Source organism: Neisseria sp. RH3002v2g (assembly GCF_014596425.2).
Lineage (GTDB): Bacteria > Pseudomonadota > Gammaproteobacteria > Burkholderiales > Neisseriaceae > Neisseria.
Window position 1 is genome coordinate 551,586 of sequence record NZ_CP110721.1, and the last position, 15,877, is coordinate 567,462.

Genomic DNA, 15,877 nt, shown 5'->3' on the forward strand with positions numbered 1-15,877 from the left:
TGCAGTGTATACAAAGCACTTTTGCCGTCCGATATGGAATCGGACGGCCGTAAAGCGGCTACAGGATTTTTGCTTTTATCGTGGGCAGATTTCGCTTTGGCTGAAGAAGTAGGCAATTTCAATCGCAGCGTTTTCCACGCTGTCAGAACCGTGCACTGCATTGACGCTGACAGATTCTGCAAAGTCGGCGCGGATTGTGCCTGGAGCGGCATCAGCCGGATTGGTTGCGCCCATCAATTCACGATTTTTAGCAACGGCGTTTTCACCTTCCAATACTTGAATCATGACGGGATTGCGTGTCATGAATTTAACTAGGTCTTCGTAAAAAGGGCGGCCTTTATGTACGGCATAAAACTCTTTTGCTTCGCGCTCAGACAGCTGTTTCATTTTTGCCGCAATAATGCGCAGGCCGTTTTCTTCAAAGCGGCTGTAAATCTTGCCGATGACGTTTTTTTCTACCGCATCGGGTTTGATGATGGAAATCGTACGTTCGATGGCCATATTATGTCCTTGTTTTTATTGAAAGGTAAGTTGTCGTAACCCAAAGGCAAGGGGAGTGTATTTTACCAAATTTCGCCCTTTTTTGGGAAAGGCATTATTTGCTTAAAGTCAGGTGCGGTTGCTCCAAATAGACTTCGGACTGCATTTCGACCATACGGCTGGCTGTACGGGTAAATTCTTCGGCAAAATCGCCTTCGACATAAATATCATTTACGCCAACGGCACTGGTGGCGCACAATTTCACGCGGAAGTCATATAAAACGTCAATCAACCATGTCAGACGGCGTGCTTCTGCTTTTTCTTGAGGGGTCAGGCGTTCCAATCCTGATAGAAAAACCATCTCGTAATGTTCGGCCAAATAAAGATAGTCGGCTTGTGAGCGCGGACCGAAACACAATGCACGGAAATCAAACCAGATGGCGCGTTCCGACTGGGCTTTATGAGGAATTTCCCGTCCATGAATAATGCTGATTCCCGGATTTAATTCAGAGATTCCGCTCATTTCTTTAAATAAAGCAGCCAGTTTTTGCTCGTTTTCTTCATTATTGGGCACAAAGAAAATTTCGGCAGGGCGTAATGTGCGCAATCGGTAATCTTCGCCGCCATCTACATTTAAAACGGTCAGGTTAGATTCGATAAGGGCGATGGTTGGCAGAAAGCTGCTGCGGTTTTGGCCTTGAGGATAGAGTTCGGATGGGGCGTAGTTAGAAGTAGCCACCAAAACAACACCTTCGCTCAGCAGGTTTTCCAACAAACGGCCTAAAATCATCGCATCGGCAATGTCGCTGACGTGAAATTCATCAAAGCATAATACGCGTGTTTCTTTGGCAATTTCTGCTGCAACGGCTTTTAAAGGATTCGCTTCACTCTTTAAAGCTTTCAGCCGTTGATGAATTTCGGCCATAAAGGCATGGAAATGCACGCGGCGCTTACGGCGATAAGGGAGGCAGCCAAAAAAAGCGTCCATCAGGAAACTTTTACCGCGTCCTACGCCGCCATAAAAATAGAGTCCTTTAGGTACTTGAGGGGAACGCAGGCTGCGGCCGAGAAAACGGTTGCGTTTGCGTTTGAACATCATCAGCTCGGTCCACAAGCGATCCAAATATTCAATGGCTCGTGCTTGTGCTTCGTCACGGATGAAGTTGGGTTGTTCGGCGGCGGCCTGATACCAAGTTAATGGGCTGTGGTTTTCAAATGGCGGTGGCGTAAATAGTTGGTCTCTATTGCTCATGTATAACCTTTATTATGTTTTGCTGGCGATAGTCGAAACATCTTCCGCAATAATTTGGACAGTAGTCGGAATGATGTTCTCATTATGGAATGGTCGGTCTATTATAAATGATTTCAGACGGCCTGCGTTTTTTGCAAAGGCTTTGTTGTCAATATAGTTGGAAAAGTGTGCGATTAAGGTGCAAGTAAAAAGGGCTGGCTTTAGTATTTTTTGAAAAAACAAAAAAACGCCGCATTTCTGCGGCGTTTTGCTACTAAGTATTAATGAGCACTTTCTTGCAATGCCAAGTCTACACGCTCACGCAACTCTTTACCCGGTTTGAAGTGGGGAACATGTTTTTCAGGCACTTCCACACGTTCGCCGGTTTTAGGGTTGCGCCCGATACGGGCAGGGCGGTGGTTCAAGTCGAAGCTGCCGAAGCCGCGGATTTCGATACGTTGTCCACGAGCCAGTGAGCGGGTCATGGTATCAACCAAGACTTTTACACTGTATTCGACATCTTTAGCCAGCAGTTGGTTGCCATTTTTTTCGGCAAACACTTCTGCAAGGCGAACCATCAATTCAGACTTCGTCATGTCTGCAACCTTATTCTTGGTCGCCGGACAGTTTGGCTTTCAGCAAGTCGCCCAAGCTGGTAGTACCGGCATTGGCAGTTGCAGCGGCATTAACTGAATTTAGCGCTTCGCGGTTTTCTTTAGCGTCTTTCGCTTTAACAGACAGACGGATGCTGCGGTTTTTGCGGTCAACGGTAACGATAACGGCTTCAACTTCGTCGCCTTCTTTCAGTTTGGTAGTCAGGTCTTCAACGCGGTCAGCGGCGAATTCAGAAGCAGGCAGGTAGCCTTCAACTTCTTCAGACAGAGCAACTACGGCACCTTTGGCGTCAACAGATTTCACAGAACCTTTAACCAAAGAACCTTTGTCGTTTACGCTGATGAAGTTGCCGAACGGATCACCTTCCAGTTGTTTGATGCCCAAAGAGATGCGTTCTTTTTCAACGTCGATGGCCAATACAACGGCTTCAACTTCTTCGCCTTTTTTGTATTTGCGTACAGCTTCTTCGCCGGCTTCAGTCCAAGACAGGTCAGACAAGTGAACCAGGCCGTCGATACCGCCAGGCAGACCTACGAATACGCCGAAGTCAGTGATAGATTTAACTGCGCCGGAGATTTTGTCGCCTTTGTTGTGGTTGGCGGCAAACTCTTCCCAAGGGTTAGCTTGGCATTGTTTCATGCCCAAAGAGATACGGCGGCGGTCTTCGTCGATTTCCAGAATCATGACTTCAACTTCGTCACCCAGTTGAACAACTTTGCTTGGGTGTACGTTTTTGTTGGTCCAATCCATTTCGGAAACGTGTACCAAACCTTCGATGCCTTGTTCGATTTCAACGAATGCACCGTAGTCGGTCAGGTTGGATACTTTACCGAACAGGCGGGTACCTTGTGGGTAACGACGGGTCAGGCCGCTCCAAGGATCTTCGCCCAGTTGTTTCATGCCCAGAGAAACGCGTTGTTTGTCTTGGTCGAATTTCAGGACTTTGGCTTCTACTTCTTGACCAACTTCCAAAACTTCGCTTGGGTGTTTCACACGGCGCCATGCCAAGTCGGTGATGTGCAACAGACCGTCGATGCCGCCCAAGTCAACGAATGCACCGTAATCGGTGATGTTTTTAACGATACCTTTGATAACTGAACCTTCTTGCAGGTTTTCCAGCAAGGCTTTGCGTTCTTCGCCCAAAGTAGCTTCCAGAACAGCGCGGCGGGACACAACGACGTTGTTGCGTTTTTTGTCCAGTTTGATCACTTTGAATTCAATTTCTTTGCCTTCGAAGTGAGAAGTGTCTTTTACAGGACGTACGTCAACCAAAGAACCCGGTAGGAATGCGCGGATGCTGTTGATCATAACAGTCAGGCCGCCTTTGACTTTGCCATTGATAACGCCGGACAGGATGTCGCCGTTTTCCATAGCTTCTTCCAAAGCGATCCAGTCGGCAGCGCGTTTGGCTTTTTCGCGGGACAGTTTGGTTTCGCCGAAGCCGTTTTCAACAGATTCGATGGTAACGGTAACGAAATCGCCAACTTTAACTTCAATCTCGCCCTGAGCGTTTTTGAATTCAGCAACATCAATCAGAGATTCTGATTTCAGACCTGCGTTAACGGTAACGAAGTTTTGATCGATGCCGACTACTTCGGCAGTAATCACTTCACCTGGGTTCATCTCTTGCAGGGTAAAGCTTTCTTCCAGCAGCTGGGCAAAATTTTCCATAGTCATATATACTCTTTTCGGTACACCGCCAAGGGGTGCGGGTTAGGTTTGAAATGACCTGCCGTCCTTGGCGCGGCAGGTTGGGAAATGTTTTCAGACGGCCTTGTTATTAGGGTTAACAGGCCGTCTGAAATGAAAACTTCGCGATTATACTCCAAATTTTAAACTTTATGATACCAATCAAGCACTTTTTTTACAGCTTCTTCGATAGAAAGGTTGTCAGTATCTAAAAGCAGGGCGTCGGGCAGCTGTTTCAACGGAGCAACAGGGCGGCGGCGGTCCGCTTCGTCGCGCGCTTCAATGTCCGACAAAATACGCTCGAATGCAACCCCTTCGCATGGGATACCGAGTTGTTTGGCGCGACGTTGGGCGCGGACATTGGCACTTGCAGTCAGGAAGATTTTTAATGCGGCATCAGGGAAAATAACCGAGCCGATATCGCGGCCGTCGGCGACCAAACCTTTTTCGGTCAGGAAATCGCGTTGGCGCTGCAAAAGGGCGGTACGCACTTTAGGCAACTGCGCGACGGCAGATGCGCCCATACCAATCGCTTCGGTACGGATTTGCTCGGATACATCTTCGCCGTTTAATAACACGACGCTGCCTTCAAATTGTGCGGGCAAAGTTTCTGCCAGTGTGCTGACGGCGTCTTCATCTGTCCAGGCAACATTTTGTTTTTGTGCGTAAAGCGCGGTCAGGCGGTAAAGCGCACCGGAGTCGAGGTAAAGAAAACCCAAGGCTTCGGCTACGCGTGAGGCAACCGTCCCTTTGCCGGATGCGCTGGGGCCGTCGATGGCAATGACTTTTTGCTTGAGGCTCATGTGTTCTCCTGAATGCGATAGGTATTTGAATTAACCGTTTATTATACGTTGCTTTGGCCGTCTGAAAACGAAAATTTTTGTGTGATTTAAATTTGAGGGAAAAGTGGCTCGGCCTTATCGGGTATAATGGCCAAAATCATAATTTAACCGCTTTATCTGATTGTTCGGGCCGTCTGAAACAACGGGTCGGGAACGGTCTTAGAATTTAGAAACATTATGTTACAAACCGATAATCTTACTTCTGCACAACCTCAGCGCATTATCACTGCTCAAAATATTTCAGCTCAGGAAGAATTGCTTGAACGCGCTTTACGTCCGAAAACTTTGGATGACTATATCGGGCAGGATAAGGCCAAAGAGCAGCTGGCTATTTTTATTCAGGCGGCGAAAAAACGTGGCGAAGCGCTTGACCACACTTTGCTATTTGGCCCACCGGGTTTGGGCAAAACTACTTTGGCGCATATTATCGCCAAAGAGTTGGGCGTTAATTTGCGTCAAACCAGCGGCCCGGTTTTGGAGCGCGCCGGCGACCTTGCTGCTTTATTGACCAACCTCGAGCCGCATGATGTGCTGTTTATCGATGAAATTCACCGCTTAAGCCCCGTGGTTGAAGAAATCCTTTATCCTGCGCTCGAAGATTATCAGTTGGACATCATGATTGGAGAGGGACCGGCTGCGCGTTCGGTCAAAATCGATTTGCCGCCGTTTACATTGGTGGGCGCGACGACCCGTGCCGGTATGTTGACCAATCCGTTGCGCGACCGTTTCGGTATTGTGTCCCGATTGGAGTTTTATCAAAACAAAGACTTGGCGACTATTGTTGCCCGTTCTGCTCAATTGTTGCAGTTGGAAATGGGTGAAGAGGGTGCGATGGAAGTGGCCAAGCGCAGCCGCGGTACGCCGCGTATTGCCAACCGCCTTTTACGACGTGTACGCGATTACGCAGATGTGAAAAACAACGGCGTGATTGATGCGGAAATTGCCGATGCTGCCTTGAGTATGCTGGATGTGGACGGGCAGGGTTTGGATGTGATGGACAGAAAATTCCTTGAGGCGATTCTGCACAAATTCAGCGGCGGCCCTGTTGGTTTGGAAAACGTGGCCGCTGCGATTGGCGAATCGACCGATACCATCGAAGATGTGATTGAACCTTATCTGATTCAGCAGGGCTTTTTACAGCGTACACCGCGTGGACGCGTGGCAACCGAAAGAGCTTATCTGCATTTCGGTTTAAAGATCCAAGAATAATAATGAAGGCCGTCTGAAAACTGCTTTCAGACGGCCTGATACTTTCAATTTCATATGATTGTCGGTAAATATCTGCCGATAATCGGTTAAAATGTTCCCCTTTTTCTTTTTTGAAGTTTCCCCATGAATATCTTATCCGTAGAAAATGCTTCTTTTGCCGTCGGCCATGTCGCCTTGCTCGACAAAACTTCTTTTCAACTCGACAGCGGCGAGAAAATCGGTTTAATCGGCCGCAATGGTGCGGGTAAGTCTTCGTTTTTAAAAATTCTGGCCGGCGTACAAAAGCTTGACGATGGGCAAATTATTGTTCAAAACAACCTTAAAATCGTTTATGTGCCGCAGGAATCCTTTTTTGATAAGGACGCAACCGTATTTGATACCGTTGCCGAAGGATTGGGAGAAATTCGCAATTTATTGCGCCGTTATCATCATGTCAGCCATGAGTTGGAAAATGGTTCGAGTGAGGCTTTATTGAAAGAACTCAACGAATTGCAACTTGAAATCGAAGCGAAGGACGGCTGGAAACTGGATGCGGCAGTCAAGCAGACTTTGGGGGAACTCGGTTTGCCGGAAAACGAAAAAATCGGCAACCTCTCCGGCGGGCAGAAAAAGCGTGTCGCCTTGGCGCAGGCTTGGGTGCAAAAGCCTGACGTATTGCTACTGGACGAACCGACCAACCATTTGGATATTGACGCGATTATTTGGTTGGAAAACCTGCTCAAAGCGTTTGAAGGCAGCTTGGTTGTGATTACCCACGACCGCCGTTTTTTGGACAATATTGCTACGCGCATCGTCGAACTCGACCGCGGTATTCTGCGCTCCTATCCCGGCTCGTTCTCCAAATACAGCGAGAAAAAAGCGCAAGAGTTGGCAGTCGAAGCAGAACACAACCGCCTGTTTGACAAATTTCATGCTCAGGAAGAAGCATGGATACGCAAAGGCATCGAAGCGCGCCGTACCCGTAATGAAGGTCGCGTGCGCCGTTTGGAAGAGCTGCGCCGCCAGCGCGCCGAACGCCGCAACGTACAAGGACAGGTCAACTTCAAGCTCGACAGCGGCGAAAAAAGCGGCAAAATCATCGCCGAATTGGAACACGCTTCGTTTGCCTATGGCGACAAAGTCATCATGGACAAATTCTCCGCCATTTTGCAGCGCGGCGACAAAATCGGCTTAATCGGTCCAAACGGTATCGGTAAAACCACCTTCCTTAAGCTGATTTTGGGCGAATTGCAGCCAATTTACGGCAGAATCCGTATCGGCAGCAAGCAGGAAGTTGCCTATTTCGACCAGTTCCGCAGCGCCTTGAACGAAAACGACACCGTGTTTTACACGCTCGGACAGGGCAATGATTACGTTGAAGTCGGTGGTAAGAAAAAGCATGTGATGAGCTATTTGGAAGATTTCCTGTTCCATCCAGCCCGCGCACAAAGTCCCGTTTCATCGCTCTCCGGTGGTGAACGCAACCGCCTTTTGCTGGCAAAACTCTTTACCCGTCCTGCTAATATTCTGGTCTTGGACGAACCGACTAACGACTTGGACATCGACACCCAAGAGCTGCTTGAAGATTTGCTGCGCGATTATCAAGGCACGGTATTCCTTGTCTCGCACGACCGTATGTTCTTGGATAATGTGATTACCCAAAGCATTGTTTTCGAAGGACAAGGCCGTCTGAAAGAATACATCGGCGGCTATCAGGATTATATCGACGCAAAATCGCGGGAAGAGAAAATTCAGACGGCCTCTGCGCCTAAAGCGGTTGCCGAGCCTGAAAAAGTCAAACCCAAAGCCAACCGCACAGTCAAACTTTCCTATAAAGAGCAACGCGAACTCGATGCCCTGCCTGATGAAATCGCCGCTTTGGAAACCGAGCAGGCTGAAATCAATACCCAGCTTTCCGATCCTGAAATTTTCAAAGATTACGAAAAAGCAGGTGCATTGCAAAGCAGGGCTGAAGAAATCGAAATGCTGCTTTTGGAAAAGCTGGAACGCTGGGAATGGCTGGAAGCGAAACAAAATGGCGAAGCGGTTTAAATTGGGAATTTTGTCCCAAAGTAGGGCGGATATTTTTCTAAATTATGCCGTCTGAACCCCGAATATTCAAAAACAAGGTCTACAACCAACATGAAAAAAGTCGAGAAAAATGTATTGGTGCTGCATAGCGCTAAGGAAATGTTTGAGCTGGTGGACAAGGTCGAGGACTATCCAAAATTTTTGCCGTGGTACAGCAAGACCGAAGTCATCGAACGCAAAGGCAATGAGCTCAAAGCGCGCCTGTTTATGGACTATATGCGCGTCAAACAGTCGTTTGCGACGCACAACCACAATATCCCGGGGCAGGAAATCCGCATGGATTTGCTCGAAGGGCCGTTTAAAACCCTGCGCGGCACTTGGAAATTTATCGACTTGGGCGATGATATGTGTAAAGTCGAATTCAGATTAGAATACGATTTCTCCAATGCCGTACTCTCTGCCATGATTTCCCCGGTGTTCGGCCATCTCGCCGGTACGCTGGTGGATGCTTTTATTAAAGAGGCCGACCGCCGCTATGCTTGAGATTGAAATTGTTTACGGACTGGCCGATAGGCAAGTGTTGAAGGGTATGACCGTTGCCGAAGGGACAACCGTACGCGAAGCCGCATTGAAAAGCGGTTTGGAGGTAGAGTTTCCAGAGTTGGATTTGCGGCAAGCGCCTTTGGGTATTTTCGGCAAGGCCGTGAAAGACGAGACGGTGTTGCGAGATGGCGATCGGATTGAGGTTTATCGTCCATTGTTGATTGATCCGAAAGAAGCGCGACGTAAACGCGCCGGGCAAGAATAAATCCAAGGCCGTCTGAAACTTTTTCAGACGGCCTGTCAAACTGAAAGAACAGTAATGAGCTTGAAAATTAAATTAATTGTCGGTTTGGGCAATCCCGGCCAAGAATACGAACAAACACGCCACAATGTCGGCTTTTGGCTGTTGGACGAACTGGCATGGAAATGGAAAGTCAATTTTAAAGACGAAAAGAAATTTTACGGCGAAGTAGCGCGCGCCACTACGCCTGACGGCGATGTTTGGCTGCTCAAACCCATGACTTTTATGAACCGCTCCGGTCAGGCTGTTGCCGCTTTGGCTCAGTTTTACAAAATCAAGCCGGAGGAAATCTTAGTGGTTCATGACGAGCTGGATATTCCATGCGGCCGTATCAAATTCAAACTTGGCGGCGGCAACGGCGGACACAACGGCCTCAAAGACATTCAGGCTCGTTTGGGTACGCCTAATTTCTACCGCCTGCGCTTGGGTATTGATCATCCGGGCGACCGTAATCTGGTTGTCGGTTATGTGTTGAATAAACCGTCGGCGGAACACAGACAGCAAATTGATGATTCCATCGCCAAATCCCTGCAAGGATTGCCGGCCGTGTTAAATGGCGAATGGGAAGAGGCAACGCGTTTTTTACACAGTAAGTAAGCGTGCCCAAATCAAACGGGCAGCCTTGCACATTAGTTCAGACGGCCTGAAAACAGACGGCGTGGTCTGGCTAGCGATAAACTAATTAAAGAAACAGTAAATATGAACGAACTGACCAGCCTGATGCAGACCGAAGCCCCAGGCATTGTTGGAGAAACATTAGACTTTTGCCTTTACGAATGCAGTATTGAAGATGCACCGGATGCAGAAGAAGTGGCACAATGGCGTGATATTTTGAAGGCGCGGGGTGGGAAATTTGTCCGCTTGGCAGGCATCTGTCAAACATGGCTGGATGAAGAGGCCGAAAAATGAAAGCCTTGCCGTTAAACAAATTTACTGCCGCTGCCTTAATCTGGTTTGCCGCCGCCATTTATGCCTTACTTTTCAAAGAGGGCGGCAATAGCGCTCCGCCATTCCCCCATTTTGATAAAGTCGGCCATTTCGGACTGTTTTTCGGTCAGGCATGGTTGTGTGCAAAAATATTTATTCAAGACAATAGGAATATTCCCTATAAAGGCATTCTGTTTGCTGCTTTATTATTCGCAGTAGGCAGTGAGCTGGCTCAGGCATTTCTGACTGCTACGCGCCAAGGTTCGGTCGCGGATGGTATTGCCGATATGGCAGGTACGGCTGCGGCGCTATGGTTTGCAGCAAAAGTAAAAGCAGCAAAAAGTTAGATATATTTAAAAAAACTTGAAGGCCGTCTGAAATCCTGAGAAACAGGTTTCAGACGGCCTTTTGTTACTTGATGTATGAAGCCATGATTGCTTCATGCCAAGTATTTAAAAATTAGAATTTTACGCGTACACCGGCAGATACTTCGTGAGAGTGTACTCTGTCATCTTCAAATTTGCCCCAGTAGTTGTAGCGGTAGCCAGCATCTAAAGCAATATTAGGCGTTACTTCGTAGCTTACACCAGCCAATGCACCAATACCGGTTTTAGTTTTACGATAATTTTCTTCGTAGTAGTAACCTGGAGCTGTATCAGTAAAATCAGCTGATACGCGGTTGATACCTAAACGAGCACCAACATAAGGCTTAACAGGTGTATTTGTATTGAAGTCATAGATTGCTGAAACGCCAACACTTTGGAATTTAGCTTTATTTTTTGAATGGAAAGAGCCTTTTGAGAAGTTTTCTTCCAAAGATTTGTAGTGAGTGTAATCAGCACCAAGACGGAAATCACCAAAGTCATAACCTACAGACAAACGTGGGCTAAAACCTTTAACTTTTTCGTCGAATGTAGCACTACCAGAGTTGTCTTTTAAGTTAACAGAAGCATAACCAGCATCTGCTTGAACATAAAAACCTTTGGTTGCATCAGCCAATGCAAATGTAGGCAGGGAAAGAGCAATCAGTGTTACCAGAACTTTTTTCATGATTTTGTCCTTAATGTAGGATTAGAAGTAGTGGATAATCGCCGGGGTTGGTCGTTCCCAACAATTATTCTGATTGTATTTTCTTGTCGTAAATTAAGCAAATCTAAAAATGTTTCAACTGTTGTAAAACTGCACTTATAAAAAACACTGTAACAAGTCGTTTAAGAACAAACGGCCTTGCTCGGTCGGGCGGAACACGGTCGGGTCTGAATCAAGCAGGCCTTTTTGTCTGGCGGTTTCGATTTGTGTCATAATTTTTGCAGTAGGTACGCCGGTACGTTCTTGCAGCGTTGAAGCAGGTACGCCGTCGGTCAGGCGCAGGGCGTTCATCATGAATTCAAATGGAAGATCTTCAGCGGCAACGGTTTTGCGTTCAACTGCTTCATGCGGATTGCTCTGCATGGCGGCAAGATAGTCGTTGGGATGACGGCGGCGGACGGTGCGCTCGATGCGGTCGGGATAGGAAATTTTGCCGTGCGCGCCTGCACCTATGCCCAAGTAATCGCCAAACTGCCAGTAGTTCAAATTATGGCGACACTGCATACTTGGTTTTGCAAAAGCCGATGTTTCGTAGTGGATAAAGCCTGCGTTTTCCAATGTGCCGTGTACGGCATCTTCAATATCCAATGCTGCTTCATCTTGCGGCAAACCTTTTGGCGGCGTATGACCAAAAGGCGTGTTCGGCTCCATGGTCAGATGATATGCGCTGATATGCGATACGCCTGTTGCAATAGCGGTTTGCACATCGTTTGAGGCCGTCTGAACCGTTTGGTTTGGCAGGGCATACATCAAATCGATATTGACTTTTTCAAATAATTTCAAGGCAGTATCAATGGCTGTCAGGGCTTCTTTGCCGTTGTGAACGCGTCCCAATCGAGCAAGCATATCGTCGTTAAAACTTTGTACGCCGATAGACAGGCGAGTAATGCCTGCGTCTTTAAATCCTTGAAACTTCTCAATTTCAAATGTGCCCGGATTGGCTTCCAAAGTAATTTCCGCTTCGGGTTGCAAGCGCAACAGCGAACGCACACCGCTTAACAAACGGTCAATCGATTTCGCTTGAAACAGGCTGGGCGTACCGCCGCCGAAGAATATGGTTTCCACCGGTCTGCCCCAAATATTCGGCAACTCAAGCTGCAAGTCGGTTAATAGGGCATCGATATAGACTTCTTCCGGCAGGCCGTTTTTCAGGCTGTGGGAATTAAAGTCGCAATACGGGCATTTTTTGATGCACCAAGGAATATGGATATAGAGTGATAAAGGAGGCAGGGCGGTTAGTTGGCCGGGGCGTTGGAAGGTGATTTGGGTCATGATATGTGTTGAGGCTCGAGGCCGTCTGAAATTTTTAGGGCCTTATTTTAACTGAAATGTCGGCCGGGAAAGTAATCAGTAGGAAATTTGCGCAGTCTAAGCGCTCAAAAAAGCTTCAATTTCTTCTTCTGATAATTTGGAATTGCAGACAAATTTTATTTTGCCTTGTGAGATGTTGAGTAATGCGGGAACAGTTTTGATGCCGTGTTGTTCACGAAAAGTTTTTAAAGCCGCTTTGTTGCTGCTGTCTGTAAAGCGGATGATAAGCTGCTTATTTAAGGAAACGGTAGACAGTTTTGCAACAAAACGGCGACAGTATGAACAACTTGGTTTGCCTAAAAAGACAATAGCAGTTTTTTGACTGTCAATGAGTTGCAGAAGTTCGTCAGGTGTGGTTGGGATGAAGGCAGCAACGTGTTTTGCAAAGGCTGCCAATTCTTCAGGAGAGGGTTTGGGCATGGGAATGAATGTGAGGTAGGCCGTCTGAAGGTTTCAGACGGCCTTTGGTTTATAAGGATTTAATTTTTCTTAACAATTCACGCAATGCTTGAGCGCGGTGGCTTTCGGCGTTTTTGATTTCGGGATCAAGCTCGGCGGCAGTGCAACCGTGTTCGGCCAGATAGAAATGCGGGTCGTAGCCGAAGCCGTTTGTGCCGGCTGCTTCTGCCTGCCATTGGCCGCGCCAGATGCCTTCGGCGATGATGGGTTGTGGGTCGTTTTCGTGGCGGACGAGGACGAGCACGCAGACGTAGTAGCAGCTTTTGTCGTCTTTATCGGCAAGATCGGCAGACAGTTTGGCGTTGTTTGCGGCATCGGATTTGGGGTTTTCGCCTGCATAACGTGCGGAGAAAATGCCGGGTGCGCCGTTTAAGGCGGTGGTGCAGATGCCGGAATCGTCGGCAAGTGCCGGTAAGCCGCTGTATTTGGCGGCATGACGTGCTTTAGCCAGGGCATTTTCAACAAAGGTATGGTACGGCTCGGGACATTCGGGCGTATTGAACTGCGATTGCGGCAGGACTTCGATATTTAAGTCGGCGAAGAGGCGGGAAAATTCTTTGAGTTTGCCTGCGTTGCCACTGGCAAGGACGATTTTTTCAAACATGGTTTTTCCTTAATGGGTTTCGGTTTGCTGCATACGGGCCATTTGTGCGCGTGCTTTGTGGCGGATGTAAAGGGCAAGGCTGCCGATTTGGGCAAAAACGGCGGCAAAGGCAAACAGAAAGGCGGCAACGGCGAATTGTTTGCTGTGAATGCTCAGAAGATAAGCACCCAACAGAATCAGGACGATAAACATCAGGGTAAACAGAGCGGTCAGGAGCAGATAGGCTTTTTGTCGGGTCATGGCAGCTTGGGTAAGGGGAAAATGTTTTGATTATAACGTCAGATTGAGAATTTGAAACCATATCGGATTCGTTAAAAAGGCCGTCTGAATATTTCAGACGGCCTTAAGTCGAATAACGGATTAACGCAATTCTGTGTGCAGGCGGCTCAACAATGTGGAGGCATCGCTGCCTTTGTATGGGCTGCCGTCTTTGTTCAACAGATGGAGGCGTGCGCCATTGTTGATTGGCTCAACATAGACAATGATTTCAGGATAAGTTTTTGGCGCTTCTGCTTTGCCTTTGCCAAACACACGTTTGAACAGGCCGGGTTTTTTATTGGCAACTGCTTCACCTTCGGTTGGGGCTTGTTGAACCAAGAAAGCGCGACGTTCGGCATTTTGACCGATAACAGTCAGGCCGATGCGGTCGAGCGCAAGGGCGGTACGGCGCCAGTTGCGGCCGTAATCGCCTGCCAGCAGCAGAGTGCCGTTGTCCACACGGGCCAACTCGGAGGCATTGCTGCGGGCGGCAACGCTTTGGGTCAGGGCCTGTTCGGCTTGTTGGCCGTCAACGCCCAAGTATTGCATAAAGCGGGCGAGGAATGCGGCTTCAAGATTAGGGTCACTCTCGCTTGGTTGCCACATGGTAGTGTCTTTTTTACGGTCGGCATAAACTTCTTTCATACCTTTATGGGCGAAGAAGATGTCGGTCGAACCGTTTTTGCCTTGTTCGATGCGGATGATGAACTTGTCGCGTTCGCTGGTGGAGTAGATGCCGCCCAAGCCGACTTTATCCAACAGGCGGCGCAGGCTGTCTTGAGGGATTTTGGCTCGGTTTTCCGCCCACTCGGTTTCCATTTGGCCGATGGCCGGTTCTTCAGATTTGATGTCGAAACCGTTTTCTTGCCAGAATACTTTCAGCAACGGCCAAATTTCGCGAGGCGATTTGCCATCGACAACTAACCAGCGTTGGTTGCCGTCACGCTCAAGGCGTACGCCTTTAACGGATTTCAAAACTTCTGCATTGGCAGGTTGTTGTACGGCTTGAGTGCGGCGTTTGTTGAAGTCGCTGGCGCGGACGGCGCCGCTGCCTGCCGGTAATTGATAGAGGTTGCCTTGGTCCGGGTTGTTCAAATCAGGTGGTACTTCCAATTTGACCAGGCGGTGCGATTGACTTTGATAGTCGAGTTTGGGTTGTTCTTTTTTGCTGCCGGAACAGGCAGTCATGCTAATCAGGGCGAGGGCTACTACGATGGGTTTGATATAGGTCATCTTGTTTTCCTGTGGATGAAGTTCTTAACAGGGAGGCCGTCTGAAAAGGTGTTTGGGATTCAGACGGCCTTATTTCCGGATCAGATTTGTCCTGATTTTTCCAGAGCGGCTCGGACTTTGGCTTGACCGGCTTCGGTCAGTGCTACCAAAGGCAGACGAACATGGGGTTCGCATTTGCCCAATAAGCTCAGGCCCCATTTGGGCGCGGCCGGGCTGGGCTCGCAGAACATGGTGTTATAAATTGGGATAAGTTGCTCGTTTAGACGACGGGCGGTCGCAATATCGCCCTCAAGGGCGGCTCGGCACATGTCGGCGAAGAGTTTCGGTGCAACGTTGGCTGCGACGGTTACCACGCCATGACCGCCGCACAGCATGAAAGGCAGGCCGGTAGGATCATCGCCGGAGAACACGGCAAAACCTTCGGGAACGCTGTTGATCAATTCGATGTTGCTGCCGATTTTGCCGCTGGCTTCTTTGACACCCACGATATTGGGAATTTCGGCCAAGCGCAAAATAGTGTCGTTGCTCATGCTGACGACGGTGCGGCCGGGAACATTATAAATAATCATCGGAATCGAAGTGGCTTCGGCGATGGCTTTGAAATGTTGGTAAATGCCTTCTTGCGAAGGTTTGTTGTAGTAGGGAACAACAGATAAGGTGTAGTCCGCACCGGCTTGCTCGGCGGCTTTGGAAAGGGCGATGGCTTCGACAGTATTGTTGGCGCCTGTGCCGGCGATAACGGGAATGCGCTTGTTGACGTGTTTGACGGTGGCTTCAATAACGGCCAAATGTTCTTCGACAGGCAGGGTGGCTGACTCGCCGGTGGTGCCGACTGCGACGATGCCGTCGGTGCCGTTTTCAATGTGCCAGTCGATTAAGTCGCGAAGTTGTTCGTAGTTGATGCTGCCGTCTTGATTCATCGGGGTAATCAGGGCAACCAGACTGCCTTTTAACATACGGAAACCTTTAATTTTATAATGTGGGTGGATTATTCATCGGATTGTAGCTTACTTTGTTGTTTGTGTGAAACATATCCGCTATGAGGCCGGGCCGTTTAATCGTGATTTGTCATTATC

19 protein-coding genes are annotated in these 15,877 nt (G+C 48.5%); 7 read left to right on the top strand and 12 right to left on the bottom strand.

Going from position 1 to position 15,877, the window contains the following annotated elements; all coding sequences use genetic code 11:
- Window positions 1–75: 75 nt before the first annotated feature.
- The 5 genes from ndk to cmk form a co-directional block, all read right to left on the bottom strand.
- Window positions 76–501: a nucleoside-diphosphate kinase gene (ndk, locus tag BBP27_RS02630; RefSeq protein ID WP_003747024.1), complete on the bottom strand. Its 426-nt coding sequence runs from the start codon at window positions 499–501 to the stop codon at window positions 76–78.
- A 94-nt stretch (window positions 502–595) separates the two neighbouring features.
- A complete protein-coding gene (gene zapE / locus BBP27_RS02635) occupies window positions 596–1,732 on the bottom strand; it encodes a cell division protein ZapE (protein ID WP_003747022.1) in 1,137 nt (378 codons plus the stop codon).
- A 260-nt stretch (window positions 1,733–1,992) separates the two neighbouring features.
- Window positions 1,993–2,307, bottom strand: a complete 315-nt coding sequence (locus BBP27_RS02640) for an integration host factor subunit beta (protein WP_003678992.1) — start codon at window positions 2,305–2,307, stop codon at window positions 1,993–1,995.
- Window positions 2,308–2,317: 10 nt separating this feature from the next.
- A complete protein-coding gene (gene rpsA, locus BBP27_RS02645; protein WP_003678994.1) occupies window positions 2,318–4,003 on the bottom strand; it encodes a 30S ribosomal protein S1 in 1,686 nt (561 codons plus the stop codon).
- 155 nt (window positions 4,004–4,158) lie between these two features.
- Entirely contained in the window at window positions 4,159–4,818 is a 660-nt protein-coding gene (gene cmk / locus BBP27_RS02650) for a (d)CMP kinase (protein ID WP_036490635.1), read from the bottom strand.
- 216 nt (window positions 4,819–5,034) lie between these two features.
- On the opposite strand from cmk, the gene ruvB reads away from it, so the two are divergent.
- From ruvB to BBP27_RS02685, 7 genes are all read left to right on the top strand, one after another.
- Window positions 5,035–6,066 carry a Holliday junction branch migration DNA helicase RuvB gene (ruvB, locus tag BBP27_RS02655; protein ID WP_188211627.1) on the top strand — a complete coding sequence of 344 codons (1,032 nt, stop codon included), beginning with the start codon at window positions 5,035–5,037 and terminating at the stop codon, window positions 6,064–6,066.
- Window positions 6,067–6,189: 123 nt separating this feature from the next.
- The gene (locus tag BBP27_RS02660; RefSeq protein WP_188211628.1) at window positions 6,190–8,097 is read left to right on the top strand and encodes an ATP-binding cassette domain-containing protein; all 1,908 of its coding nucleotides are present in this window, start codon (window positions 6,190–6,192) and stop codon (window positions 8,095–8,097) included.
- Window positions 8,098–8,187: 90 nt separating this feature from the next.
- Complete coding sequence (locus BBP27_RS02665; RefSeq protein WP_003683270.1) at window positions 8,188–8,619, top strand: type II toxin-antitoxin system RatA family toxin; 432 nt, start codon at window positions 8,188–8,190, stop codon at window positions 8,617–8,619.
- Window positions 8,612–8,884, top strand: a complete 273-nt coding sequence (locus tag BBP27_RS02670) for an RnfH family protein (RefSeq protein WP_070824250.1) — start codon at window positions 8,612–8,614, stop codon at window positions 8,882–8,884. Before BBP27_RS02665 ends, BBP27_RS02670 begins: the two co-directional genes overlap by 8 nt.
- A gap of 54 nt (window positions 8,885–8,938) precedes the next feature.
- Complete coding sequence (gene pth / locus BBP27_RS02675) at window positions 8,939–9,517, top strand: aminoacyl-tRNA hydrolase (protein WP_003683307.1); 579 nt, start codon at window positions 8,939–8,941, stop codon at window positions 9,515–9,517.
- Window positions 9,518–9,619: 102 nt separating this feature from the next.
- Window positions 9,620–9,829, top strand: a complete 210-nt coding sequence (locus BBP27_RS02680) for a dioxygenase (RefSeq protein ID WP_188211629.1) — start codon at window positions 9,620–9,622, stop codon at window positions 9,827–9,829.
- Window positions 9,826–10,194: a VanZ family protein gene (locus BBP27_RS02685; protein ID WP_188211630.1), complete on the top strand. Its 369-nt coding sequence runs from the start codon at window positions 9,826–9,828 to the stop codon at window positions 10,192–10,194. Before BBP27_RS02680 ends, BBP27_RS02685 begins: the two co-directional genes overlap by 4 nt.
- 112 nt (window positions 10,195–10,306) lie before the next feature.
- Here the strand turns inward: BBP27_RS02685 and BBP27_RS02690 are convergent, their stop codons facing one another.
- From BBP27_RS02690 to dapA, 7 genes are all read right to left on the bottom strand, one after another.
- Window positions 10,307–10,897 (bottom strand): opacity family porin, encoded by a 591-nt coding sequence (locus BBP27_RS02690; protein WP_188211631.1) that lies wholly within the window; start codon window positions 10,895–10,897, stop codon window positions 10,307–10,309.
- A 135-nt stretch (window positions 10,898–11,032) separates the two neighbouring features.
- On the bottom strand, window positions 11,033–12,208 hold the full coding sequence (gene hemW, locus BBP27_RS02695; protein WP_188211632.1) for a radical SAM family heme chaperone HemW: 1,176 nt from the start codon (window positions 12,206–12,208) through the stop codon (window positions 11,033–11,035).
- Window positions 12,209–12,304: 96 nt separating this feature from the next.
- Window positions 12,305–12,667: a thioredoxin family protein gene (locus BBP27_RS02700; protein ID WP_188211633.1), complete on the bottom strand. Its 363-nt coding sequence runs from the start codon at window positions 12,665–12,667 to the stop codon at window positions 12,305–12,307.
- Window positions 12,668–12,716: 49 nt separating this feature from the next.
- Window positions 12,717–13,310 (bottom strand): RdgB/HAM1 family non-canonical purine NTP pyrophosphatase, encoded by a 594-nt coding sequence (rdgB, locus tag BBP27_RS02705; RefSeq protein ID WP_188211634.1) that lies wholly within the window; start codon window positions 13,308–13,310, stop codon window positions 12,717–12,719.
- Window positions 13,311–13,319: 9 nt separating this feature from the next.
- Entirely contained in the window at window positions 13,320–13,550 is a 231-nt protein-coding gene (locus BBP27_RS02710; RefSeq protein ID WP_036490655.1) for an NGO_0222 family membrane protein, read from the bottom strand.
- 120 nt (window positions 13,551–13,670) lie between these two features.
- Window positions 13,671–14,801, bottom strand: a complete 1,131-nt coding sequence (locus BBP27_RS02715) for an NlpB/DapX family lipoprotein (protein WP_003746991.1) — start codon at window positions 14,799–14,801, stop codon at window positions 13,671–13,673.
- An 80-nt stretch (window positions 14,802–14,881) separates the two neighbouring features.
- Complete coding sequence (gene dapA / locus BBP27_RS02720; protein WP_188211635.1) at window positions 14,882–15,757, bottom strand: 4-hydroxy-tetrahydrodipicolinate synthase; 876 nt, start codon at window positions 15,755–15,757, stop codon at window positions 14,882–14,884.
- Window positions 15,758–15,877: the final 120 nt, after the last annotated feature.